The 25,246-nt window shown below is 41.8% G+C and carries 22 protein-coding genes and 1 pseudogene; 20 read left to right on the top strand and 3 right to left on the bottom strand.

All coding sequences use genetic code 11. The features are described from left to right. Positions 1 to 8 precede the first annotated feature (8 nt). From thiC to ABLT31_RS31150, 5 genes and pseudogenes are all read left to right on the top strand, one after another. Positions 9 to 1,772: a phosphomethylpyrimidine synthase ThiC gene (thiC, locus tag ABLT31_RS31170; RefSeq protein ID WP_367759051.1), complete on the top strand. Its 1,764-nt coding sequence runs from the start codon at positions 9 to 11 to the stop codon at positions 1,770 to 1,772. Positions 1,773 to 2,350: 578 nt separating this feature from the next. Beyond that, positions 2,351 to 2,644 carry a hypothetical protein gene (locus ABLT31_RS31165; RefSeq protein ID WP_367759049.1) on the top strand — a complete coding sequence of 98 codons (294 nt, stop codon included), beginning with the start codon at positions 2,351 to 2,353 and terminating at the stop codon, positions 2,642 to 2,644. A 159-nt stretch (positions 2,645 to 2,803) separates the two neighbouring features. Continuing rightward, complete coding sequence (gene aceA, locus ABLT31_RS31160; protein WP_367759047.1) at positions 2,804 to 4,084, top strand: isocitrate lyase; 1,281 nt, start codon at positions 2,804 to 2,806, stop codon at positions 4,082 to 4,084. Between the two features lie 89 nt (positions 4,085 to 4,173). Continuing rightward, positions 4,174 to 4,305, top strand: a complete 132-nt coding sequence (gene yhfH / locus ABLT31_RS31155) for a protein YhfH (RefSeq protein WP_367759045.1) — start codon at positions 4,174 to 4,176, stop codon at positions 4,303 to 4,305. A 233-nt stretch (positions 4,306 to 4,538) separates the two neighbouring features. Next, positions 4,539 to 4,958 (top strand): annotated as a pseudogene (locus tag ABLT31_RS31150) (tyrosine-type recombinase/integrase); the annotation flags it as partial. A gap of 406 nt (positions 4,959 to 5,364) precedes the next feature. Here the strand turns inward: ABLT31_RS31150 and ABLT31_RS31145 are convergent. Beyond that, positions 5,365 to 6,846, bottom strand: coding sequence for an aldehyde dehydrogenase family protein (locus tag ABLT31_RS31145; RefSeq protein ID WP_367759043.1), 1,482 nt, complete (start codon positions 6,844 to 6,846; stop codon positions 5,365 to 5,367). A 348-nt stretch (positions 6,847 to 7,194) separates the two neighbouring features. Here ABLT31_RS31145 and ABLT31_RS31140 point away from each other — a divergent pair, with 348 nt between their 5' ends. The 5 genes from ABLT31_RS31140 (at position 7,195) to ABLT31_RS31120 (ending at position 12,514) form a co-directional block, all read left to right on the top strand. Then, positions 7,195 to 8,016 carry a lipoate--protein ligase family protein gene (locus ABLT31_RS31140; RefSeq protein ID WP_367759041.1) on the top strand — a complete coding sequence of 274 codons (822 nt, stop codon included), beginning with the start codon at positions 7,195 to 7,197 and terminating at the stop codon, positions 8,014 to 8,016. A gap of 339 nt (positions 8,017 to 8,355) precedes the next feature. Continuing rightward, on the top strand, positions 8,356 to 9,930 hold the full coding sequence (locus tag ABLT31_RS31135) for a spore germination protein (protein ID WP_462976559.1): 1,575 nt from the start codon (positions 8,356 to 8,358) through the stop codon (positions 9,928 to 9,930). A gap of 3 nt (positions 9,931 to 9,933) precedes the next feature. Beyond that, complete coding sequence (locus ABLT31_RS31130) at positions 9,934 to 11,115, top strand: Ger(x)C family spore germination protein (protein WP_367759039.1); 1,182 nt, start codon at positions 9,934 to 9,936, stop codon at positions 11,113 to 11,115. Beyond that, complete coding sequence (locus tag ABLT31_RS31125) at positions 11,112 to 11,339, top strand: hypothetical protein (RefSeq protein ID WP_367759037.1); 228 nt, start codon at positions 11,112 to 11,114, stop codon at positions 11,337 to 11,339. The genes ABLT31_RS31130 and ABLT31_RS31125 overlap by 4 nt, the downstream gene beginning before the upstream one ends. Positions 11,340 to 11,386: 47 nt before the next feature. Continuing rightward, positions 11,387 to 12,514, top strand: coding sequence for a GerAB/ArcD/ProY family transporter (locus ABLT31_RS31120; protein ID WP_367759035.1), 1,128 nt, complete (start codon positions 11,387 to 11,389; stop codon positions 12,512 to 12,514). 55 nt (positions 12,515 to 12,569) lie between these two features. Here ABLT31_RS31120 and ABLT31_RS31115 read toward each other — a convergent pair whose 3' ends face one another. Continuing rightward, positions 12,570 to 12,773, bottom strand: a complete 204-nt coding sequence (locus tag ABLT31_RS31115) for an aspartyl-phosphate phosphatase Spo0E family protein (RefSeq protein ID WP_367759033.1) — start codon at positions 12,771 to 12,773, stop codon at positions 12,570 to 12,572. Positions 12,774 to 13,093: 320 nt separating this feature from the next. Here ABLT31_RS31115 and lipA point away from each other — a divergent pair, with 320 nt between their 5' ends. The 10 genes from lipA (at position 13,094) to ABLT31_RS31065 (ending at position 24,432) form a co-directional block, all read left to right on the top strand. Beyond that, positions 13,094 to 13,963 (top strand): lipoyl synthase, encoded by an 870-nt coding sequence (lipA, locus tag ABLT31_RS31110; RefSeq protein ID WP_367759031.1) that lies wholly within the window; start codon positions 13,094 to 13,096, stop codon positions 13,961 to 13,963. A gap of 278 nt (positions 13,964 to 14,241) precedes the next feature. After that, positions 14,242 to 15,237: a thiamine pyrophosphate-dependent dehydrogenase E1 component subunit alpha gene (locus ABLT31_RS31105; protein WP_367759029.1), complete on the top strand. Its 996-nt coding sequence runs from the start codon at positions 14,242 to 14,244 to the stop codon at positions 15,235 to 15,237. Between the two features lie 23 nt (positions 15,238 to 15,260). Beyond that, positions 15,261 to 16,295 (top strand): alpha-ketoacid dehydrogenase subunit beta, encoded by a 1,035-nt coding sequence (locus ABLT31_RS31100; RefSeq protein WP_367759027.1) that lies wholly within the window; start codon positions 15,261 to 15,263, stop codon positions 16,293 to 16,295. Positions 16,296 to 16,322: 27 nt separating this feature from the next. Beyond that, positions 16,323 to 17,564, top strand: coding sequence for a dihydrolipoamide acetyltransferase family protein (locus ABLT31_RS31095; protein ID WP_367759025.1), 1,242 nt, complete (start codon positions 16,323 to 16,325; stop codon positions 17,562 to 17,564). Positions 17,565 to 17,580: 16 nt separating this feature from the next. Further along, entirely contained in the window at positions 17,581 to 18,960 is a 1,380-nt protein-coding gene (gene lpdA / locus ABLT31_RS31090) for a dihydrolipoyl dehydrogenase (protein ID WP_367759023.1), read from the top strand. A gap of 188 nt (positions 18,961 to 19,148) precedes the next feature. Next, positions 19,149 to 19,916, top strand: a complete 768-nt coding sequence (locus tag ABLT31_RS31085) for an acetoin reductase (protein ID WP_367759106.1) — start codon at positions 19,149 to 19,151, stop codon at positions 19,914 to 19,916. A 78-nt stretch (positions 19,917 to 19,994) separates the two neighbouring features. After that, positions 19,995 to 21,050, top strand: a complete 1,056-nt coding sequence (locus tag ABLT31_RS31080) for a 2,3-butanediol dehydrogenase (protein ID WP_367759021.1) — start codon at positions 19,995 to 19,997, stop codon at positions 21,048 to 21,050. Between the two features lie 49 nt (positions 21,051 to 21,099). Continuing rightward, positions 21,100 to 21,465: an HPr family phosphocarrier protein gene (locus tag ABLT31_RS31075; protein WP_367759019.1), complete on the top strand. Its 366-nt coding sequence runs from the start codon at positions 21,100 to 21,102 to the stop codon at positions 21,463 to 21,465. Then, positions 21,380 to 22,204, top strand: coding sequence for an MIP/aquaporin family protein (locus ABLT31_RS31070; protein ID WP_367759018.1), 825 nt, complete (start codon positions 21,380 to 21,382; stop codon positions 22,202 to 22,204). The genes ABLT31_RS31075 and ABLT31_RS31070 overlap by 86 nt, the downstream gene beginning before the upstream one ends. A gap of 347 nt (positions 22,205 to 22,551) precedes the next feature. Further along, the gene (locus tag ABLT31_RS31065; RefSeq protein WP_462976558.1) at positions 22,552 to 24,432 is read left to right on the top strand and encodes a sigma-54-dependent Fis family transcriptional regulator; all 1,881 of its coding nucleotides are present in this window, start codon (positions 22,552 to 22,554) and stop codon (positions 24,430 to 24,432) included. Between the two features lie 391 nt (positions 24,433 to 24,823). Here the strand turns inward: ABLT31_RS31065 and ABLT31_RS31060 are convergent, their stop codons facing one another. Next, complete coding sequence (locus ABLT31_RS31060; protein WP_367759016.1) at positions 24,824 to 25,027, bottom strand: hypothetical protein; 204 nt, start codon at positions 25,025 to 25,027, stop codon at positions 24,824 to 24,826. Positions 25,028 to 25,246 lie beyond the last annotated feature (219 nt).

The following is a 25,246-nucleotide window of genomic DNA, read 5'->3' as shown; positions in this document are numbered from 1 at the left end:
AACCAAACTTGAAAACGGATCTAATTCTATCAAACCAACCTAGTATTCTTCCTTTTCCCGGGAGTCGAAAGATTTATTTAGAGGGGACTCGTTCGGATATTCAAGTTCCTGTACGAGAGATCTCCTTAAGTCCATCAGGGGAGGAAGAAAATTCACCGCTCCATGTCTATGATACGAGCGGAAAATATACGGATCCAACCTTTACCGTGGATATTCACCAAGGACTTCCATCGATCCGTAGCAGGTGGATCATGGAACGAAATGATGTCGAAGAATATGCCGGCAGAGAGGGAAAACCAGAAGACGATGGTTTAAGATCTAAGGACTCGCAATCCGTCCCACAAATGTTTCCCAATTTGAATAGAAAACCACTTCGTGCAAGGGAAAATTGCAATGTAACGCAGCTACATTATGCACGAAAAGGAGTTATTACTCCTGAGATGGAGTTTATCGCCATTCGTGAGGGGGTGTCTCCTGAATTTGTACGCAGCGAAGTAGCAAGCGGCCGGGCAATCATTCCAGCGAACATCAATCATCCTGAGAGTGAACCGATGATTATAGGAAGAAACTTCCATGTTAAAATCAATGCAAATATCGGTAACTCTGCCGTGACATCCTCGATTGAAGAAGAAGTGGAGAAAATGACTTGGGCAATCCGCTGGGGTGCGGATACCATTATGGATTTATCGACAGGGAAAAATATTCACACGACCCGAGAATGGATTATTCGAAATTCGCCGACTCCGATCGGTACTGTTCCGATATACCAAGCTCTTGAAAAAGTGAATGGAGTAGTGGAGGATCTCTCTTGGGACATTTTCCGTGATACGCTCATAGAACAGGCGGAACAGGGCGTTGATTACTTTACTATTCATGCAGGAGTGCTTTTAAGGTACATTCCTTTGACAGCCAAACGGGTAACGGGGATTGTGTCTCGTGGTGGTTCCATTATGGCGTCTTGGTGTTTGGCCCATCACCGAGAAAATTTCCTTTACACTCACTTTGAAGAGATTTGTGAAATTATGAAGCTTTATGATGTTTCATTCTCTTTAGGAGATGGACTCCGACCGGGTTCCATAGCGGATGCCAATGATGAAGCCCAATTTGCAGAATTGCGGACATTAGGTGAATTGACCAAAATTGCTTGGAAGCATGATGTCCAAGTCATGATAGAAGGGCCTGGCCATGTTCCGATTCACAAAATTAAAGAGAATATGGATTTACAATTGGAGATATGTCATGAAGCTCCGTTTTATACACTCGGACCACTAACAACCGATATTGCCCCGGGCTATGATCATATTACTTCAGCTATCGGAGCGGCCATGATCGGCTGGTATGGTACTTCCATGCTGTGCTATGTCACACCAAAAGAACATCTTGGTCTTCCTAACAAAGAAGATGTTCGGGATGGGGTTATTGCCTATAAGATCGCTGCCCACGCAGCTGACTTAGCTAAAGGACATCCGGCAGCACAAAGAAGAGACGACGCGCTTTCGAAAGCTCGTTTTGAGTTTCGTTGGCGAGACCAGTTTAATCTTTCATTAGATCCTGAAAGAGCTATGGAATTCCACGACGAGACCCTTCCCGCTGAAGGGGCTAAAACAGCTCATTTCTGTTCGATGTGCGGTCCCAAATTCTGCAGTATGAGAATTACACAGGATATAAGAGAGTACGCAAAAGAAAAGGGAATTTCCGAAGAGTTTGCTATTGAAAACGGTTTAGAAGAAAAAGCAAAGGAATTTAGAAGAATAGGAAATGATGGAGAGTAGCAGACTTCAAACCTGGGGTGAACTAATATGAACTTCGTTATACGGATAAAAAATGATATTCGCCGTTTAGAAAGCGATATAAATAGGCTTAAAAAGGATTTAGAGAAGATTCAATCCTATTGTAATCATCATTATATAGAATCCGATTTAATGAAAATCTGTCCGAAATGCCAACGATGCGAGAGTTTGTATTATTAAAGCAAAGGGTAGATCTATTGGTTTATCCCAGACTAAATGCAGAATGTCAAACACTACAAGATTGCTCTGTGTAAATGCACGAGCAATCTATGGAGTGTTTGACACTCTATAGAAGTAATGATAACTGCAACTCCCTCCTTCCCTTGGGGAAATAGGAATTTCTCCAAGGACTTTTTTCAAGAAATTCACAAATGAATTACTTTACGTTTACTTAGCAAAGAAAAGGAGGAATCGTATGTTATAACACATTTTTTTGTACAACCATCGCGGCTGAGATAAAAAAAGATATATTGTCTAAAAAATATGTTGTATAACAGTTGCAAAAATTAATTATTGTGTTATTATTTGTGTATAACAGATTGAGAGAGGGTGTTAAGAACATGCAACTTACGAAAGCAACAGGAAAAGAATTAGTAGAACGTTGGATTTACCAGAATAGAGGGTTAGGAAGAACTACTGATCAAATGGAAGGCACCACTTTTGTGTATGGGAATGAAATTTTAACCCTTACCTCCAATAAACGAGGAACTCTTGATATCCAATCCAAGCAAACACCTGTAGTTATCTTTCGTAAAATGGATGAACTAGAAATGAGAAATATATGCCGAGCTTGTAGTCTAGAACACACCAGTTACAAAGAAGCAGTTGAGTGCTGTGTAGATATCGAAGAGTAATTTTTTACCTAAACTGTTATATAACATTTTAAATATAATATAATACAGAGAATGATTTAGTAGTTTGTAAGCTGGTGATTGAATAATCCAAAATGGTTTTACTACCTTTGGTGACAACAATTTAATATAAACCAAAACATGAATAGGGAGAGATGAACAATGACTAGAGAACAACAAATTCGCGAAATTGAAGAAAGCTGGAAGTTAGATCGTTGGCAGGGTGTGGAAAGAACCTATACGGGGGCCGATGTCGTGAAGCTTCGTGGTTCTGTCGTTGTCGAGCAAACCTTAGCTCGTATGGGAGCAGAACGCCTTTGGAATCTTGTAAACACTGAAGACTATATCAATGCTTTAGGTGCTCTTACAGGAAATCAGGCGATGCAACAAGTCAAAGCTGGATTAAAAGCCATTTATCTAAGTGGTTGGCAAGTAGCCGCCGACGCCAATCTTGCGGGCCAGATGTACCCTGACCAAAGTTTATATCCAGCGAATAGCGTTCCTCAGGTGGTCAAGCGGATTAACCAAACGCTTCAGCGTGCCGACCAGATTCAACAAGCCGAAGGGAAGGGAGATACGTACTGGTTTGCTCCGATCGTGGCGGATATGGAAGCTGGTTTCGGTGGACCTTTGAACGTATTTGAATTAACTAAAGCGATGATTGAAGCGGGAGCAGGTGGGGTTCACTTAGAAGATCAATTATCTTCAGAAAAGAAATGCGGGCACTTAGGAGGTAAAGTATTACTTCCCACTCAAACGGCGGTTCGTAACTTAATTGCGGCTCGTTTGGCGGCCGACGTCATGGGGGTACCCACCGTTATTATTGCTCGTACCGATGCAAATGCGGCAAACTTGATTACCAGTGATGCCGATGCGTATGATCATCCATTTTTAACGGGTGAAAGAACGTCAGAAGGATTCTACTATACGAAGCCAGGATTAGACCAAGCGATCGCACGTGGATTAGCGTATGCTCCGTACTGTGATATGATCTGGTGTGAAACATCAGAACCGAATATTGATGAGGCTCGCCGCTTTGCAGAAGCGATTCATGCCAAGTTCCCTGGCAAACTTCTGGCGTACAACTGTTCTCCATCATTCAATTGGAAGAAGAAGCTTGATGATGAAACCATCGCTAACTTCCAAAAGGAACTAGGAAAAATGGGATACAAGTTCCAATTCGTTACCTTGGCCGGATTCCATTCCTTGAATTACAGCATGTTTGAATTAGCACGTGGATACAAAGATCGTGGCATGGCGGCTTACTCTGAACTCCAACAAGCTGAATTCGCGGCAGAAGTAAACGGTTATACAGCGACTCGTCATCAGCGTGAAGTAGGTACAGGATATTTTGATGAAGTATCTCTTGTAGTTACAGGTGGAAAGTCTTCTACAACGGCATTGGCTGGTTCTACCGAAGAAGAACAATTCCAACACAACTAAAACAATTACAGATTAATAAGCTAGAGAGTAGGGAATGATACTCTACTCTCCTTAATTTAATAAAGAAACAATAGACGGAGGGAATAAAAATGACAAAAAACCTAGACTTCTATAAGAATATACCGCCAAAAGAGTGTATAGAATGCGGTGAGCATTTTGAAGAGCAAGCAGAATCTTATATCTATGAATGTGAACGTTGTTTTGGACGAAGGGAAGATTAAAGAGGTGCTGGAATGGAATTAGAAGACGAGGTATAGTATCTTGTTTGTTCCTAAAATTAGGGATAGACAGGATATTTTTTTGTTATAAGGCGGTTAATTTCAATAATACTTTTGCTATATTAAACACGTATTTTCCGGCTGAAAATTCTTGGTAGATATCTAAGTCTTTTAATTTCCAAAATATTTTGTTATCAACAGCATTATAAAACCACGCTGTCATTTAGTTATCAGCAGATTTGGATTTAGACTTAAAACGGATTCAGGTACTGGGGAAAGGGAACAAAGTGCGGACCATCCCCATTGCTAATATTCTCTTTCATGAACTGCAAGATTGGTTAAAGTTCAGGTCAGAGAGAGCTAAAAAGAAGGATCATGTAGCCAATTCCCCTTATGTTTTTTTACAGCCAGCGAACCAATAGCTTTCAGTACGGGGGATCCAAACAATGATCGAAAATTATAGTACTCCTAAAAGAAAGCTAACCCCTCATATGTTTAGACACACCTTCTGCAAATGGATGTTAAAGGCAACCGGAAATGATATTGAGAAGGTAAGGCGATTGGCCGGGCACAGCAACATTGCGACCACTTCCCGGTATTTAAAGGATAGTTATCAAGATTTGGCTGATGCAGTTGATTCTTTACCGAAGTTGTAGTAGCTGAAAGTTCAAGAGTATGCTTTGTTTGAAGTAAAACGGCGGATGTTGTAAAAGATACGCTTGAAAAAGGCAAAATAACAAATACAAATTCTGATCGACTGTATCAATATTGAAAGAAAATACTATCTGGCTTTATCAAACAAGCTTATTATTTTCTTGATTAATAGGTTCAAAGTTCAAATTAAAAAGAAAAAAATGGAAGAATTGATACGAATTCTTCCTAAGTTGGAGTAGAGTATCTAGAGTAACAAGTACTCCATTTTCCTGTCTAATCTATGAACTGACATGACAGGAACTAGCAATACTTGTATTTATGTAGTCTGCTTCTTACTCTTAATATTGAAGCTCAGCAGCTATTGCTGAGCTTCTCCACTGTTCAGAAATTATAATCCAATAATCTTAATTAATCTAAATTAATCCATACATTCTTGACTTCTGTATAATTTTCTAAAGCATAGCTTCCCATTTCCCGACCTATTCCGCTTTGTTTATAACCACCAAAAGGAGCAGCAGCATCGAATGCGTTATAACAATTCACCCAGACTGTTCCTGCTTTGAGTTCATTGGCTACATAATGAGCCTTTTTCAAATCTTGTGTCCATAAACCTGCGGCTAAACCATATTCGGAATTGTTCGCCCGACGAATGACATCATCTAAATCATCAAAAGGCATAGCAGCTACGACAGGTCCGAAAATTTCTTCCTTGGCAATCGTCATGTTATCGTTTACATTAGCGAAAATCGTTGGAGCTACAAAATAGCCATCCCCATGTCCGTAGATTCCACCGGCTACTACTTCTGCTCCTTCCTGTCTGCCCTTTTCAATGTAGCTGCTGACCGTTTCCAATTGATCTTGAGATACTAATGGTCCCATTTGGATAGTAGGATCAATCCCAGCCCCTTGCTTAATTTTTTGGGCAAGAGAGGCTAAATCAGCGACGACATTATCGTAGGATTTCTTTTGAATAAAGAGACGTGATCCAGCACAACATACTTGTCCTTGATTAAACATAATCCCCATTAAAGCGCCGGGAATGGCTTTACTCATATCAGCATCAGGCAAAATAATATTAGGGGACTTTCCGCCTAGTTCAAGAGAGATCTTCTTTATGGTTCCGGCAGCTTGGCGCATAATGGTTTTTCCTACTGCTGTCGAACCGGTAAAAGCCACTTTATCTACATCTGGATGTTCCACTAGAGCCGATCCTGCCGCACGTCCGGCGCCCGGAATGATATTGATCACACCTGCGGGGAAACCTGCCTCAAGCGCTAATTGTCCTAAATATAATGCGGAAAGAGGAGTTTGGGAAGCCGGTTTTAAAACAATGGTACATCCCGTAGCGAGGGCTGCTCCTAATTTCCAAGCAGCCATGAGAAGGGGAAAATTCCAAGGAATAATCGCTCCTACTACACCAACCGCTTCATGTCGCGTATAGTTGAAAAAGTTTCCACTAACCGGAATGGTTTGTCCCACAATTTTGGTGGCCCACCCAGCGTAATAGCGGAAGTGATCAATGGCAAGGGGGACGTCTGCATTGCTTGTTTCACGAATAGGCTTTCCATTATCTAAGGTTTCCAACTGGGCTAGTTCATCTTGATGAGCCTCCATTAAGTCGGCTAGCTTATAAATCAAACGTCCACGTTCAGAAGCGCTCATTTTTTTCCAAGGACCATTTTCAAAAGCCTGACGAGCTGCTATTACAGCATTATCCACATCTTCCGGTCCCGCTTGGCTTACAACCGCCAATACTTTTTTATTCGAAGGATCTAGGGTTTCAAAGGTGTTTCTCGAAATTGCTTCCACCCATTCCCCATTAATTAAAAGCTTTTTCGTTCCCTTTAAAAATTCCTGAACTCGATTGCTAATTTTCCATGTTTGTTCCATAGTAGAACCTCCTCTAAATTGATGTAAGTATTTTCTGATCAACTTATTAAGCAAGATCTATGCCATCTTCAATAAGTATAGGTAACCCTTACGAATCCTTGGGAAGGAGGTTAATCATCAATAAAAATAAGAAAAGTTTGTATACCAGAGGAATGAACATGATTAGACATAATGAGACTTATTCCTATTTTGTCTATCTCCAATAAAGCTATCACTAGATAAAGGATGTTCCTGCTAATAGTAGATTGATGATTGGTATGTTTATTGCTTTAAGAAACTTAAACTAGAAGGAAATAGAGGTTAAGGAACAATGGAGAGGTTACTAAATAGAGGAGTTGAGTCTGTTTGATGATGCCGATTACTAATTTTCCCCTTAAAATTAAGATTGTAGATACATTCTCAACTTTACTTTCACATGATATATTATTCCCTTTTGCCTTTGACGAAGTTTACGGACGGGAAGTAGGAATGGAGAGATCTGAACCCATTATTCATATTTGGCGCCATCCTAAGGCTTTTATCATGGGACTGCGTGATCGTAAACTTCCAAATGCGCTGGAAACTATGCAATGGCTGGAACGACAAGGTTATTCTGTTACAGTCCGTAATTCGGGGGGAGCCGCAGTCCCATTAGATCCTGGGGTCGTTAACATTTCAATTATATTGCCTAATCTCAAAGGAGGAATGGAATTTCGCCAGGATTTTGAGTTAATGTACCAGCTAATATGTGAAAGTTTGAAGAGTGAAATCGGTTTAGTCAACAGAGGCGAGGTTGAGGGAGCATATTGTCCGGGAGATTTTGATTTGAGTATAAAAGGCAAGAAGTTTTGTGGAATTGCGCAAAGGCGCCAAACGAAGGCTGTTGTCGTTCAAGCTTTTGTATTGGTTGAAGGAAGAGGGAAGAAAAGGGGGGCGATTGTACGCGAATTCTATGAACGTGCTTCAAACGGTTCAACTCTAGGCTATCCCATTGTTAAACCGTATAGTATGTCTAGTCTTTCAGAAATGACCGATATTTCTACTTCTGAAATGTTTGTTATGTTCTTAAAAGAGTATCTTAAAAGTTATGGCGAAATAGAAGAGATAAAGGAGTATGATCCAATATATAACGATGAAATTCAAAAGACAATCTTTGAGTTGAGGAATAGGTATGAAAAACGCGAAAGGTAGGGAATTAGGGATAAATTGCTAAAGTTGTCTAAAAGAGTAGGTTTATCATTGATTTGATAAATCTACTCCTTTTTGTTCCCTTTTGAAGGGTGACAACTAAGGGTGTAAACACAGACGCCTGTAATTACTGCTTTAGAACATACAGATCATTTACCAAGAATCATTAATTATATACAGGAATAGTCGGTAAAGATAGCATAATTTTATCGCCAAGGAAGAACAGAAAAATCCGAATAGGATAAGAGACTCTTTGAAATATTAATAATTAAGAAAGGTTTGGTAAACGAAGTTTTATACATTTACATATTTTCCATCAAAACAGGGAAGGGGGTAAACGCCGTGGTTCGTTACTTTAGCAAATGGCTGAGAAAAAAAACGCTGCAAGTAAACGAAAAGCCTGCTCTCCGTCAGCAGGATAGTAAACTGCAGGAATCATTAGATGCAAGTTTAGACTATAATGTGAAGATCCTTCAGTCGATTTATGAAAAATGTTCGGATATCATTTTCCATTCTTTTAAAATCGGCGGAATAACCCCGGCAGCCCTCATTTTTTTTGAAGGTCTAAGCAATATGGAGGAGTTGCATGGAAATGCATTAAGTCCGCTTATGCTTCAAGTTACAGATGGTTACTCTAGTATTCATGAAATGGTATCAGCTAAAATTCCGGTTTCGCATACGGAAAAAATCAGAAACTTTGCAGAATGTGTAGAATTTCTCTCTAATGGAAATCCGGTTCTGTTATGGGAAGGAGAAAACCAGGGAATCGCATTGGGCCTGACCAAATGGGAGAAAAGGGGAATTGAAGAACCTTCGGCCGAAATCACCATACGCGGACCCCGGGAAGGTTTTACCGAAACAATACAGGTTAATATTTCCCAGTTGCGTAGGATCATTAAAAGTCCAGCATTTAAAATGGAGTCTATGAAAATCGGAAAATACACGAAGACCGCGATCAACATCGCGTATATTGAAGGCGTTGCTGAAAAAAACCTCATTGAAGAAGTGAAAAATCGCTTACAGAGAATTAATATAGATGGTGTCCTGGAAAGTGGATATATCGAGGAATTCATACAAGACAATCCCTTTTCCCCATTTCCTCAATTATTGAGTACGGAACGGCCGGATGTCGCGGCAGCCAATCTCCTTGAAGGGCGAGTAGCCCTTCTTATTGGCGGAACTCCCTTTGTATTGATTGCTCCTACCACTTTTTTTTCTCTGCTTCAGTCTCCAGAGGACTATTATCATGGGTTCTTGGCAAGTACGTTGATCCGCTGGCTGAGATATATTTTCCTCGTGATGTCGCTTTTGTTTCCATCTCTTTATGTCGCTGTTCTGACGTTTCACCAGGAAATGGTACCCACGGATTTGCTGGTCAGCGTTGCGTCTTCCCGGGAGTACGTTCCTTTCCCGGCACTCGTAGAGGCGATCATCATGGAGGTTACTTTCGAAGCCTTGCGTGAAGCAGGAGTTCGACTTCCTAAACAGATTGGTGCTGCCGTGAGCATTGTTGGAGCTCTCGTCATTGGTCAAGCGGCTGTTGAAGCAGGACTCGTTTCTGCACCTATGGTGATCGTGGTCGCCATAACCGGGATTTCTTCCTTTATGGTTCCCCGATATGTTCAGGGAATTTCTTTTCGAATCATGCGCTTTCCTATCATTCTTCTTGCTGGTTCACTCGGTTTGCTTGGGATCATGCTTGGAGTCTTGGCTATCATTTCTCACTTGTGCACATTGCGGTCCTTCGGGGTTCCTTACCTCACGCCCATGGCCCCGATGAAATTTCGGCAGTGGAAAGATGTACTTATCCGATCCCCATGGTGGATGATGAACACGCGCCCCCACTTTACAGGGGAGTACAACGCTTACCGGGAGACGTCGGGGCAGAAACCGGATCCAACTAGAGGAGATGAATGAAAGGTGGCGATATGCAGGAGAAATTCACTTGTTTTTCTATTCTTTTTATCGGTCCTTTTCCTTTCGGGATGCTGGGACCGAAAGGAACTTAACGATATGGCAATTGTACAATCCGCTGCGATTGACAAGGATCAAGATAATCAGTTAGATCTGACAATTCAAGTTTTGATACCTCGTGTAGCCGGGAACGGGCAGCAAGGGGCGGGCGAACCCCAAAGCGTGCTGAGATCCGCAAAGGGGGAAAACTTTGCTGATGCCTTGTCCAAGCTTCACTCAAAGCTCCCTCGTCATATTTTCTGGGGGCACTGCAAGGTGTACATCTTTGGAGAGAGGTATGCCTTAGATGGGCTTCATCGAGATTTGGATTATTTGCTGCGCCATCCGGAACCACGCGGTAGAACACACTTATTTGTCAGTGAAGGAAAGGCTGCGGATATATTGGAGTTGCAGCCACCTCTGGAGGGTAACATTGGCAAAGTGCTCCGAAAGTTAGCTGAAAAGGAGATAGGGGTTAATGTCACAATAAAGGATTTTCAGCAGATGACAACCGCAGATTCAGGGGGAGCGGTCCTTCCGCTAATAAGGTACCTGCCGCCCAAGCATGGCGAAAAGAAGGAGGAGACCATTGCCAATATTGTCGGAACGGCTATCTTTAAGAGGGATCGAATGATCGGAAAAGTGGATCTTCCAACTACACGGGGAATATTATGGCTGCGGGATGATATTGAAGTAGTAGGACTTACCGTAGACTCTCCAGAGGGCGGAGGAACATTATCCTTCGATCCGTTTAAACAACATACGGAACTTATCCCCAAAATCGAAAATGGGGAATGGAAAATAAAGGCGATAATTAGAGCGCAAGGAGCTTTAGTGCAAAATGCAAGCCGTCTAGATATAACGGATCCCGAACAATCAATGGAAGTTGAACAGGAAATAGAGAAAGACATCAAGAAACGAATCAGCCAGTCCCTTGATCATGTACAGGTAGGAATGAGGACGGACGTCTTCCGCTTTGCAGAGGCCTTTCATCGAAATTATCCTGAAAAGTGGAAGGAAGCCAAGTCTCATTGGGATGATATATTTCCAAATGTAACCGTGGAATACGACATCAAGGCAAATGTGCGTAGGCCAGGAATGACCACAAAGCCAACGAGTTTGTCTAGAGCAGAGGTGGAAAAGGATTGAACTTAGGAGCAGTAATAGGTATTACGGGAATTGTAATTTTTATCTCCTTGTATGAATGGCCTAAGATGGGACCGACCCAGAAGAAGGAAAAAGCGAGCTTTATCACCTTCATAGCTTTGGGATGGATACTGGCAGTCCTGCTTCTTTTTATTCCGGATCTGCTTGGTCCTACCCAGCTAGTCCGCGCGATCTTCAAACCGCTGGAGAAGATTCTTGATAGATAAAACCTAAACTCCTGTGGAGTGTTAACTACAAAAAAGAGGTATTAAAGATGATCGAAAAAGGAAAAATCTCAGCTTTTCAAATGGCGAGCCTTGTTTACCTCTGGGTATTGGCGACTGCCGTTTTGACTATCCCAGGAATTACAGCCAAGTTTGCCGAGCGAGATATGTGGCTCTCGCCGATATTTGGTTCCTTAATTGGATTTTTAACCGTGTTTATCATGTGTCAGCTGCATAAATATTACCCCAACCAAACGATTATCCAATACAGTGAGCGCATTTTGGGGAAAATACCAGGAAAAGCATTGGGCTTTATCTTCCTGTTTCTTATCTTTCATTCGGACATCTTGATCGTGAGAGATTATGGTGAATTCATTGCGACTGCTTTTCTGACTAAAACCCCGCTTATGGTCATTATGGGGAGCCTTGTTTTGATCTGTGCCTTTACGGTTCGGAGCGGACTAGAAGCTGTGGGGAGAACGGCCAATGTCATTTTGCCGTTTTATATTTTTTTGCTAGTGTTGATTATGGTCTTACTCATACAGGATATGTACCCTAAACATATGTTTCCGATGATGGAGAATGGTTTACTGCCCCCGCTCATGGGAGCTGCCCTGCCACAGACTTGGTTCAGCCAATCCTTTCTTATCTCCATGCTGCTTCCTTTTTTGACAGATCCTGAAAAGGGAATGAAATGGGGAATGTTCTCCATCCTTGCCATAACGCTCACGTTAATGGCTACAAATCTGACCATTCTTTTCCTATATGGCGCTAAAACCACGGCTGACATCACGTATCCTCTTATGTCTGCAGCCCGTCATATTAGCATCGCCCATTTTTTTGAGCATCTTGAAGCAATCGTAATGGCCATTTGGGTGACAGGCATTTTTATCAAATTATCCCTTTTTTATTATGTTCTTGTCTTAGGGGTAGCCCAATGGCTAAATCTATCCGATTACAAGCAATTGGTTCTTCCCTTCGGCTTTATTTCCGCTGTAGGCGGACTTTGGGCGGCACCCAGTCTGCAGGATATGAACCATTTTCTAACAAACATTTACCCTTTTTATGGTACCTTGATTTCAACCGTCTTCCCCGGGCTTATGCTGCTTGTGGCCGTTATCCGTAAAAAGCTAATGGGAGCAGATGAGGATTCAAATTTGGTGGATAATCGCACTTAGCAGCACCGAAATATGGTTGTGGGTGAAGGTTTCAACCCTCACCTATTCACCAAACTTAATTTTTTAGGTTTCTTCCTTTTTGTGAATAGACAATGAGTAAATCGAGTTTTTGGCTTAATGTTAATATCTCGGGATGAAGAAGATTACCCTCATATTTTTTATACATTACATTTAATTGGTTTTTCATCCTGTTGATGTTATCCATTAAATCATCTGTTGTTTTCATCTTTGAAGTTCCTGCCTTTTCTTTAGATGTCAATTTAAATAAGCAAAACATATGCCAGTTTCTAGGTTGGCACTAGATTTGCAAATACATTTTTAGAGTCCTTAGCCGTTTATCGAAAGTGGCTTCGTGGACTTACACCTCTTTTGTGACCGTCAATCATTTTGATGGTCTTTTTTTATTGAAAAAAGAATCGGAATGGTTGTATATCATGACATCATTTTTAAAACAAAATGAGACAAGGTTCTCTTAATGTCTGCTTTTGGTTAGGTAAGAAAGATGAACTTATTTGTATATTCATTAACCCATTGGCATTATATTTGCATATTTAAAAAACGAAATATAGGAGGTGTGCTATGATACGAGAACGGAAACCTAGTTGGCTAAAAGTAAATATGGGTACGACGAATGAAAATTATAAAGAACTGAAAAAGATGATGCGAAATAAAACATTGCATACCGTTTGTGAAGAGGCGAAATGTCCGAATATCTATGAATGTTGGTCTAATCGTACGGCTACTTTTATGATCCTAGGGGATATTTGCACCAGAGCCTGCAGATTTTGTGCCGTCAAAACAGGAAGACCTACTGAACTAGATTGGGCTGAGCCGGATCGAGTCGCTGAAGCGACTGAGCAAATGGGATTGCAGCATGTTGTTGTCACATCAGTGGCTAGGGATGATTTGGAGGATGGAGGAGCCATCATATTTGCTGAAACCATTAGGGCTATTCGTTCAAGACTCCCAATGTGTAGTGTAGAGGTATTAATCCCTGATTTTATTGGGAATTGGGATGCTCTCCGTGTGGTATTGGATGCAAAGCCGGATATATTAAATCATAATATGGAAACAGTGGAACGATTATCGGATCGCGTACGTTCTAAGGCGAAATACAGGCGTTCGTTGGAATTGTTATTGAAGTCAAAAGAGTTATCTCCTCTTATTCCCACCAAATCAAGTCTGATGATTGGAATCGGAGAAACGTTGGATGAGATCTTACTGACCATGAATGATTTGCGCAACGTGGATTGTGATATCCTTACGATTGGGCAGTATTTACAGCCAACCAAACAGCACCTCGAAGTCGTTAAATATTATTCTCCTACAGAATTCCAATGGTTAAAAGAAGAGGGAGAAAAAAGAGGTTTTAAGCACGTGGAGTCGGGTCCTTTAGTGCGAAGTTCTTATCATGCCCATGAACAAGTTCAAGCATCCAGAACGAAATGATATGTTCATGAACGACGTGCCTATCAGGCACGTTTTTTTTTGTTTTAAAACCAAGTTGATAGAATGAGGTGTACATAGTAAACAGGATTGGACAAAACGAGACACCATCTCATTTTGTCCAATCCAATAGGAGAGCAATCCGTATTTTAACGCTATAAAACAGTTGGCACGTTATTTGCAAAATAAAAAGAGTGTAGAGGTCAAACCAACGGTTCCTATCCATGGTTCATAAATGAAGACCTTTTCATCTAATAAAAAAGGAAGACAGGAGGCTGAACATGTTGAAAGTAAAAAAAGAAAAGGGTGCCTTATTGACTCGGGAAAAAGCCAATTGGATGTATCAAAAAATGTTGGAAATTCGTAAGTTTGAAGATAAGGTTCATGATATCTTTGCGCAGGGAGTATTGCCTGGTTTTGTTCACTTATATGCGGGGGAAGAAGCGATTGCGGTTGGTTTGTGTGCACACCTGGATGATAAGGACAGTATTACCAGTACCCATCGTGGTCATGGCCATTGTATTGCCAAAGGGTGTGATTTGGATGGGATGATGGCGGAGCTCTTCGGGAAGGCAACTGGGCTATGTAAAGGAAAAGGCGGATCGATGCACATCGCGGATTTAGATAAAGGAATGCTCGGAGCAAATGGGATTGTAGGAGGCGGATATCCACTCGCATGTGGTTCGGCGTTGACTGCGAAGTACAAGAAGACTAATGCTGTAAGCGTTTGCTTCTTTGGGGATGGGGCAAATAATGAAGGTACTTTCCACGAAGGATTGAATTTAGCTGCGATTTGGAAGCTTCCGGTCGTTTTTGTTGCCGAGAATAACGGATATGGGGAAGCAACGCCATTTGAATATGCTTCGAGTTGCAAGCAAATTGTCGACCGTGCAATCGCTTACAATATGCCGGGCGTTCGCGTAGATGGAAAAGATGTACTGGCTGTCTATCAAGCTGCGGAAGAAGCGATTGAAAGAGCTCGCAGGGGAGAGGGACCGACGTTAATTGAGTGTGTAACCTATCGAAATTACGGCCATTTTGAAGGTGATGCTCAAAAATATAAAAAAGAAGAAGAAAAAAGAGAACATCTGAAGGAACGGGATGCCATCGAAACCTTTAGACAATATTTACTCAACCAACAGCTCATGTCGGAAAACGAATTGGTTGAAATGGAGAATGCGGTAGAACTAGCCATCGAAAAGGCGACCGAATTTGGAGAAAAGAGCCCGTATCCGGATGCATCAGAATTGTTAACCGATGTTTATGTATCTTATTAATCCAATTTGAGGAGGGAAATGACATGGCAAGAAAATTAAGTATGTCTCAAGCAATTAATGAAGCGATGAAGCTCGCAATGAGAAAAGATGAAGATGTCATTCTATTAGGAGAAGACGTGGCCGGCGGAGCTGCCGTGGACCACTTGCAAGACGATGAAGCTTGGGGCGGTGTATTGGGGGTAACCAAGGGATTGGTTCAAGAATTTGGCCGTGAGAGGGTTTTGGACACTCCGATTGCAGAAGCTGGTTATATGGGGGCAGCCATGGCAGCGGCGGCTACTGGACTCAGACCGATCGCCGAACTGATGTTTAATGATTTTATTGGAAGTTGCTTGGATCAAGTATTGAACCAAGGTGCTAAATTCCGCTATATGTTTGGAGGAAAAGCACAAGTACCGGTTACCATTCGAACCATGCATGGGGCTGGATTCCGTGCAGCTGCTCAGCATTCCCAAAGCTTATATGCCCTATTCACAAGCATTCCCGGCATTAAAGTGGTGGTTCCTTCCACACCTTATGATGCCAAAGGATTATTGCTTGCGGCCATTGAAGATAATGACCCTGTCATCTTTTTTGAGGACAAAACTTTGTATAACATGACCGGCGATGTTCCAGAGGAGTATTACACCATTCCATTAGGGAAAGCGGACATTAAACGGGCGGGTACAGACCTCACGATCGTTGCGATTGGTAAACAAGTTCATACGGCTCTTACTGCAGCAAAACAACTCGCGAGCAAAGGGATCGAAGTGGAAGTGGTGGATCCGCGAAGCCTGTCCCCACTCGATGAGGACACGATTCTTGCCTCTGTGGAGAAAACCAATCGCCTGATTGTGATTGATGAAGCGAATCCAAGATGCAGCATCGCAACGGATATTGCGGCTTTGGTTGCAGATAAAGCCTTTGATATGCTGGATGCGCCCATTAAGCGCATTACGGCACCGCATACGCCCGTGCCATTCTCTCCTCCGCTTGAAGATCTTTATTTGCCTACACCGCAAAAGGTGATCGAAGTGGTATCGGAGCTCATCGGAGACAAATCGTTGCTCAATGTATAATTCAACCAGATAGGAGGGAGAAGTCAAATGGCTACAGAAGTTGTCATGCCTAAATTAGGTTTATCTATGAAAGAAGGAACGGTTTCCGTTTGGATTAAAAAGGTGGGGGATTTTGTATCTAAAGGGGAAATCATTGCGAATATCAATTCAGAGAAAATTGAAATGGAATACGAGTCTCCTGCAGAGGGAACTCTGCTGGAAATTATTGTGCCAGAAGGGCAAGGTGTACCTCCTGGAACGGTCATCTGCTATCTCGGAAATCCCAATGAAAAAGTGGGAGGAAATACGAAGACTTCACCAAACCTTATAGCGCAGGAGGAGGTGGCTGCAGCTGTGGCGGAAGTAGAGCCTGTCACCTCTTCTAACATTCAATCCAATAGAAGGGAGATTAAAATTTCCCCGATAGCACGGAAAATGGCGGAAGCCGCTGGATTGAACATCGAGTTGATACGAGGAACAGGACCGCAAGGCAGGATCACCAAGGAAGATGTGGAACAGGCCATTGCGGGTCAATCTTCATCTGAATCTCCATCCAAACTGGAAGAAGAAATGAAGCAGCGTGTCAATCAAGATGTGGAACAAGTCAAGCGAATTCCAGTCAGTGGCATACGGAAAGTGATTGCTAGCCGTATGCACGACAGCCTGCGTCACAGTGCTCAATTAACGTTAACCATGAAAGCCGATGTAACTGATCTGGTCGTCCTTCAAAAACAAATGAGTGAAGTGACCCAGAAGCAATATGAAGTCAAGTTGACGCTTACGGATTTTGTTGCACGGGCTGTTGTTCTTTCCCTTCAAAAACATAAGTCCATGAACAGCGCTTATGTGGAAGATCAAATCCATGAGTTTGGCCATGTGCATCTGGGAATGGCCGTTGCGTTAGATAAAGGATTAGTTGTTCCCGTCATTCGTCATGCGCAGAATTGCTCATTGATAGACTTGTCCAAAAATATTAAATCGTTGGCCGGGCAAGCCAGACAAGGTCAGTTAGGCAGTGAAGAAATGCAGGGTTCAACCTTTACGATTACCAATCTTGGTGCTTATGGGGTTGAACATTTTACACCTGTGTTGAACTTGCCTGAAACGGGGATTCTTGGGGTTGGAGCGGTCCAAGACACACCTGTTTATAAAGGCGAAGAATTACAAAAGCGAAGCATCTTACCATTAAGTCTTACCTTCGATCACCGGGTATTGGACGGAGCTCCTGCCGCGGAGTTCCTTCTTACAATCAAACAACATTTAGAAGAGCCATTTCGCATGCTCTTATAGAAAGAAGGTGGATTTCATGACGGCATTAACGGTTATTGGAGGAGGACCTGCAGGATATGTGGCGGCGATTATCGCCGCCCAGCAGGGAAAACAAGTGACTCTAATTGAACAAAAAGATTTAGGGGGGACTTGTTTAAATGAAGGGTGTATGCCAACGAAGTCGCTGCTTGAAAGTGCTGAAATGTTTGAAAAGGTCATGCATGTCGAGCAGTTTGGAATACAAATTCCTTTAAGCCAAGTAGAGGTCAATTGGAGTGGAGTTCAAGGGCATAAAAACGGAATTGTAAAAAAGCTAGTTCAAGGTATCGGCTATTTAATGAAGAAAAATAAAATCAAAGTCATTAGGGGGAAAGCTTCATTTCTGGACGGGTATCGCATCCAGGTAGACGATGCAGAAAAACAAGAAGTGGTTGAAGCGGGTCAAGTCATTATTGCTTCTGGTTCGGAACCTGTTGCATTGCCTTTTGCCCCATTTGATGGGGAATGGGTAATTCATAGCGGACAAGCAATGTCCCTGCCCTCCATCCCTTCTTCCCTGCTTATTGTCGGTGGAGGTGTGATTGGCTGTGAGTTCGCCAGTATTTATAGTCGGATGGGAACCAAAGTCACGATTGTAGAAATGGCAAATCAACTTCTGCCGGGAGAAGATGCAGACATTGCTGCTGTGCTTCATAAAGAACTGGAGAAGGCCGGCGTTCAGATTTATACTTCAACGGCTTTAAAAAATCAGAATGCAAAGGAGAAGAAGGCTGTATTTGAAAATAAGGACGGACTTCATGAACAGAGCGCGGATTATGTGTTGGTTTCCATTGGAAGAAAACCTAGAACGGCTGAATTAGGTTTGGAAAAGATAGGGGTTCTCTTTTCTAAGCAAGGGATCCAAGTCAATGAACATATGCAAACCAATATCCCTCATATTTATGCTTGCGGTGATATCGTTGGAGGAATCCAGCTGGCCCATGTTGCCTTTCATGAAGGAACGATTGCCGCTTCCCATGCTTGTGGACAAGATGTGAAAGTAAACTACCGCGCTGTTCCTCGCTGTATTTATACATCACCTGAAATTGCTGGTGTTGGAATGACGGAAAAACAAGCTAGAGAGCAATATGGAGATATTCGGGTCGGAGAATTCCCATTCGCTGCCAATGGTAAAGCATTGATATTGAATGAACAGATAGGAAAAGTAAAAGTCATGGTGGAGCCACAATTTAATGAGATCATTGGCATCTCTATCGTGGGACCCCGTGCCACCGAATTGATTGGGCAGGGAACGGTCATGCTGCACGCGGAAATGACGGTGGATGCGATGGAAAACTTTATAGCAGCACACCCTACATTGTCCGAAGCGATACATGAAGCACTGTTAAGTACAGTCGGTCACTCTGTGCATAGTTAGGTAAAACGATTTAAATTTGAAAGATAGAAGAATATCGATAGAAAGTCAGCCCTTTTAAATACTTATCGAAACTTATGAAATACCCCACTGCGGTGGGGTTGTTCAAAAATAATCGGGTGTGATAACCTACATGACCATGCAACTCGACAAGAACCCTTAATTACCAGGAGGTAATAAAATTGAAACTAATGGGTAAAGTGGCTATTGTTACTGGAGCAGGAAGAGGAATCGGCAGAGGAATTGCATTAAGATTAGCCGAAGACGGAGCAGATGTTGTCGTCAATGATATTAATGAAGAATTGGTCAATCAGGTGGTTAAAGAGATTCAAGATTTGGGACGCAGGTCGATGGGAATCGTTGCGGATGTAAGCGTTAGCAAGGAAGTCTATGGAATGGTTGACCAGGTTGTCAGTGAGTTTGGAAAGCTGGATATTATGGTGTCTAACGCAGGAATAGCCCAAGTGAAGCCAGCCATTGAATTAACAGAAGAAGATTGGGATAGAGTTTTCTCAGTGAATGCAAAAGGGGTATTTTTGTGTGCTCAGGCAGCTGCCAAACAAATGATAAACCAAAAAGGCGGAAAAATCATTAACTGTGCAAGTATAGCGGGACACTCAGGATTTAGCTTATTGTCGCATTATAGTGCAACCAAATTTGCTGTTGTTGGGTTTACACAGGCTTTAGCCAAGGAGCTGGGACCATACGGTATTACCGTAAATGCCTATTGCCCAGGAATTGTAGGTACGGATATGTGGGATCTTATTGACCAGAAAATGGGGGAATATCTGGGTTTACCCAAAGGGGAAACGTTGAAAAAATACTCTGAGCTGATCACGCTCGGTAGGGTAGAAAGGCCAGAGGATGTCGCATGTCTAGTTTCCTATCTTGCATCCAGTGATGCAGACTATATGACGGGTCAGTCTATTAATATCTGTGGCGGGATTGTCATGAGTTAAAAATTTAGATTCAAAAGCGTGATGATACTCCCCACCATTCAAAAAAATCGATATTTATATTGACTAGGAGGATTATATATGAAAGCTGCGGTATGGTATGACATTCGTCATGTCCGAGTGGAAGAAGTGAAGGAACCGAAGATTGAACCAGGAATGGTAAAAATTCGCGTGAAATGGTGCGGCATTTGCGGAACGGATTTACATGAGTATCTAGCTGGGCCTATTTTTCTTCCTAAGGAACCCCATCCTTTAACGAATGAAAAGGTTCCCCTAATTCTGGGACATGAATTTTCCGGTGAGGTCATTGAAGTTGGAGAAGGAGTATCCCGGGTAAAAGTTGGCGACCGTGTGACCGTAGAACCAGTACTGGCATGCGGGACTTGTAAGCCATGTAAAAATGGAAAATATAATGCTTGCGATAAACTCGGGTTCCACGGGTTAAGTGGTGGGGGAGGCGGTTTTTCCGAAATCACTATGGTTAAAGAAACCATGGTACATAAAATACCAGATAATATGACCTACGAACAAGGAGCTTTGGTTGAACCAACAGCGGTCGCGGTACATGCTGTTAGAGAAAGTAGATTGAGAGCGGGAGATACCTGCGTCGTTTTTGGTACAGGTCCCATTGGGTTACTCGTCATCCAAGCGGCTAAATTGGCTGGTGCTAGTTGTATTATTGCTGTTGAGATCTCAGAAGAAAGACAGAAAATGGCCAGAGAATTAGGTGCTCATTATACCATTAATCCATTAAAGGAAGATGTCGTTCAAACCATTCATCAAATAACCGATGGTGGAGCGGATGTTTGCTTTGAAGTAACAGGTGTTGAACCATGTATCAATGCTGCCATTAACAGTTCAAAAACAGATGGTCAAGTTATTGTTGTAAGTATATGGGAAAAACCTGTATCCATACATCTGAATCATTTTGTATTAAAAGAACGCCAATTAAAAGGAATCATCTGTTATCGGAATATTTTCCCTGCTGTCATCCAGTTAATTTCAGAAGGGAGATTAGAAGTTGATTCAATGATTACCCAAAAGATTAATATCAATAATATAGCTGAAGAAGGGTTTGAAGAATTAGTTAAAAACAAGTCACATATAAAAATACTTGTCTCACCAGATTCAAAGTAATTCGTGGTGTATACGTGATTTTAAGAGACTTTAGGTTAAGGTGTTGATTATGGTAAAGGAGATGTTCATTCATATTCCGAAAAACTTATCGATGGAGAAAATTATTCAATTTGTAAATAAGGCAAGCACGTATGAAAGTGATGTCATAATTGATATGAGACATTTTAAAACCAATGCTAAGAGTCTTCTGAGCTTTTCTTTAGCAGTAATAAAAAGTAAACACATTATGATTCGAGCTGACGGACCTGATGCATTAGAGGCGATAGAGCATCTATCCAGTGTTTTTAAACTCGAAGGAAATAATACAGAAGTTAAGGAGACGAAGACGTATGACACCTTTTTTGGGAGAAATGGTTGGGACAATGATCCTTATGATTTTGATCGGGGGCGTTGTAGCAGGGGTTCTTTTGAATAAATCTAAAGCACAAAATTCAGGGTGGATCGTGATTACATTAGGAGCGGGCTTAGCAGTCACGATTGCGATTTATATTGCAGGTGGAATTAGTGGTGCGCATTTAAATCCCGCAGTCACGTTGGGTTTGGCTACAATTGGTTTATTTCCTTGGGCTAAGGTTCCGATCTATATTTTAGGCCAAATGATGGGGGCTATGTTAGGATCGACCGTTGTGTTCTTACTTTACTATCCGCACTGGGAGGAAACAGAAAACCCAGAGTTAAAATTAGCTGTTTTTTCAACAAGCCCTGCCATTTCAAATCCGTTTGCGAATCTATTAAGTGAAATAATTGGCACGTTCGTTCTGGTATTTGGCGTCTTGGGCATTGGTGTAAATAAATTTACAGAAGGACTTAATCCATTAATTATTGGACTTTTCGTTGTTGGTATCGGTCTTTCTCTTGGTGGACCAACAGGATATGCTATAAATCCCGCACGTGATCTAGGTCCACGGATCGCTCATTTTATACTTCCTATTTCAGGAAAGGGATCTTCCAATTGGAAATATGCTTGGATACCAGTGTTAGGTCCCATATTTGGAGGGGTCGGAGGAGCCATTTTTTATCAGGAACTTTATAAGGGAAATGCTTCACTTGCCATCTTGGAACTATGTATAATTCTACTTGTATGTATTGTCGTATTACACTTACAAAATAAAAAGTCCGAAAAATATAGTAAAGAACAAACGAAAATAGCGTAATGAAAGTTTATTATACATCTAAAATTAGAAATATTTAATACTTAATTTTTAAGGGTTTCATCCAAAATGAAACCCTTAAGATTGGATAATAGCAGTTTTCAAATTATAGGTAAATTTATATATATTGAAAGCGCTAACTTTTATCATCTATAATAAGATTAGGTCTGCATGACATCCGTTTTACCCCACAATCATCCCTCCCTCTATGCTTTTTATTCAACATATTGGATAGTCTCGAAAAAGTAGGATGGCTAAAACGTAGAAATTTGATCTTGTAATTTCTCTTAATTTTAATAAATGTAGATAGTACTAGTGTAATATTTAAACAAGTTATAGGAGAGGGTTAAATGATGGAAACAACATTGTCTTTAAATACATGGAAGCGTTTTGTTAATGAAGGGGTGCTTGATTCGTCCCGCTTAAATAAAAAGATCATGGAATCCTGGTACCGATCCCGAGATGCGCAGGTTAATCCGAACTTGGATAGGGGACGTTATGTTTTAACACATGATCAATTTCATTTCCAAAAAGAAAAGAATTCATTGCTTCTGGATATGGCCCAACCTCATTTAGAAAGAATGAAACCATTAACGAAAGAGTTGGGTATGATGGCTCTATTGATTGATCCGGAAGGTTATGTTCTATACTTAACGGGGAATCGAGAAGTCAAAAGTGAGGCCCAAAAAATCAATTTTGTGCAGGGAGTACGTTGGACAGAAGGTGAGGTGGGAACGAATGCGATAGGCACGGCACTACAAACGGGAGAACCCATTATGGTCACCGGTACGGAACACTATTCGATTGCTTCTCACCGTTGGAGCTGCGCTGCAGCTCCCATTCGTACCGATGATGGAACGGTCATTGGCGTGCTTGATGTGACTTGTCCGGTAGACCGTACCCATCCTTATATGCTTGGCATGGTTACATCGACTGCTTATTCGATTGAGCGCGATTTAAGCATTCGACTTCATAAGGATGAGATGGAACTCATCCATTGTTCTATGGATGTCATCGAGACGGATCAGCCTGTTTTGATTTGCAATCGTAAGCAAGTCGTGGTTGCTGCAAGCAAACCCATCCGCCAGCTACCCGAATGGATGGGAATGAAAGTCGATAAGATGAAAGAATATGGTTTTCAAATTCAAATGGAAGTACCTATGTTTTCAAACGATCATGGCGGTTTTATTGGAACGTGCATGTATCTAATGAAAACGGCACGAAAAGAAGAGAATATACTAAACTATGCCCTGTCTTTTACCAAGCCGTTCTATTTCAAAGGTGAAGTAGGCATAAGTAAATCCTTTCAGCGAACGGTAGATGATATGAAACGCGTGGCACCGACAGATGCAAGCGTCTATATTTTGGGGGAAACGGGAACGGGAAAAGAAGTAATCGCTCAAACGATCCATGAAAACAGTTCACGCAAACATGAGCCTTTTATTGCCGTGAATTGTGGAGCGATTCCAAAGGAACTGATGGAAAGTGAATTGTTCGGCTATGTTGAAGGGGCATTTACAGGAGCGCGTCGTCAAGGGTACAAGGGAAAGTTTGAGCAAGCCAACCATGGAACCATTTTTCTCGATGAGATCGGTGAAATTCCGCATTCGATGCAAGTAGCCCTTTTGCGGATTCTGCAAGAGCGCAAGGTTACTCCTGTCGGGGGTATGAAAGAGATTCCTTTAAACATTCGCATTATTGCCGCGACACACCGCGACCTTCGACAACTTGTAAACGAGGGAAAATTCCGAGAAGATTTGTATTACCGTCTCCATGTTTATCCTATCCAAGTTCCGCCTTTACGGGAGAGAAGAGAAGATATTCCGTATTTAGTTCGATATTTTTGCCAAACGCATCATTGGAACGCAGAGCTGCCTTCTGAATTTTTTGACAGGCTTATGGAATATCATTGGCCGGGAAACATTCGCGAACTGTGGAATGTGCTCGAGCGTTTTCAAATCCTATCGCAGGGTGGAAGGAAAGAGTCATTCCAAATATTGGACTGGCTGGATTCATTTGATTGGAATAAAAGATGTTCCTCATCTCATACTGAATACCAAAAAATCGGAGTTTCAAATCACAACTATTCGCTTTCTTTACGAGAAAAAATCCAAAAAGAGCAAATGATTGATGCTTTGCAAAAAACCAAAGGAAATGTTTCGTTGGCGGCTCAATTATTAGGTGTTCCCAGAAGTACGTTCTATAAAAGACTACAGAAATTCAATTTATAAAAGGTTCTACCACTAAAGGTGTCATAAAAGGCTGTCCCAAAGGGCTAATAAGCTCTAAGGGCCGCCTTTTTTCTTTTGAATCTCTTCTTTATTTTTTACTCTTTCAATTTTGGTAAGTGGACAGAATGGAACAGAATGAGACATTTTCTTATTTTGTATACAAGGAAATGAGGTAACCACGACCCATGGAACATAGTATTCTGTTGATATATTGAGAATTATATCTTTGGCACAGTTATTGCTTAAAAAAGGTAGAGTCTCGGAATTAAGGTTTTAATTCTGGGTCTGACTGAGGGGTAAGATAGTTATTTTGGCTTCTGGGTACTTATTATGAATGCAGTTTTCAAAAAAGTGCATGCCAAATAAATGTCACTGGATCGTTTTTTTAAAATTAGGCTGCTTGATGTGTGTCAAACCATTGATCGATGGAAGGAAGTTGCGCCTTCTTCGCTTCTTCCAACCAGGCATCTGCATGCTGACACATGGCAATCAGGTAAATTCGAATCGTCCAATGGCGGGAACTACGCCCCTTCGAAGCTTCAAGTTTGTAATCTGTTTTTTGGCGCTTGATGCAGCGTTCCACTCCGGTTCTCAAAGCGTATCGCTGTTTCCATTCTTCACTGTCGCGAAGAATACGTGGAAATAGGCGTGGGTTATCTTTCGTTGATGTGTAAAACGTTCTTCCGTAATCGGAGGACGAACACGGATGGGGACACTCCCACTTTCCATGTGCTATAATGACTGTAAAAGGGCAAAAGGAGGAGGATGGAAATGGAAGAACAAATCAGGAAGTATCTTCATCAACGCTTTACTC

The sequence above is a fragment of the Ammoniphilus soli genome (assembly GCF_040813775.1).
The sequence above is the reverse complement of the archived record's forward strand: the minus strand, read 5'-3'. Positions and strand labels throughout refer to the sequence as shown.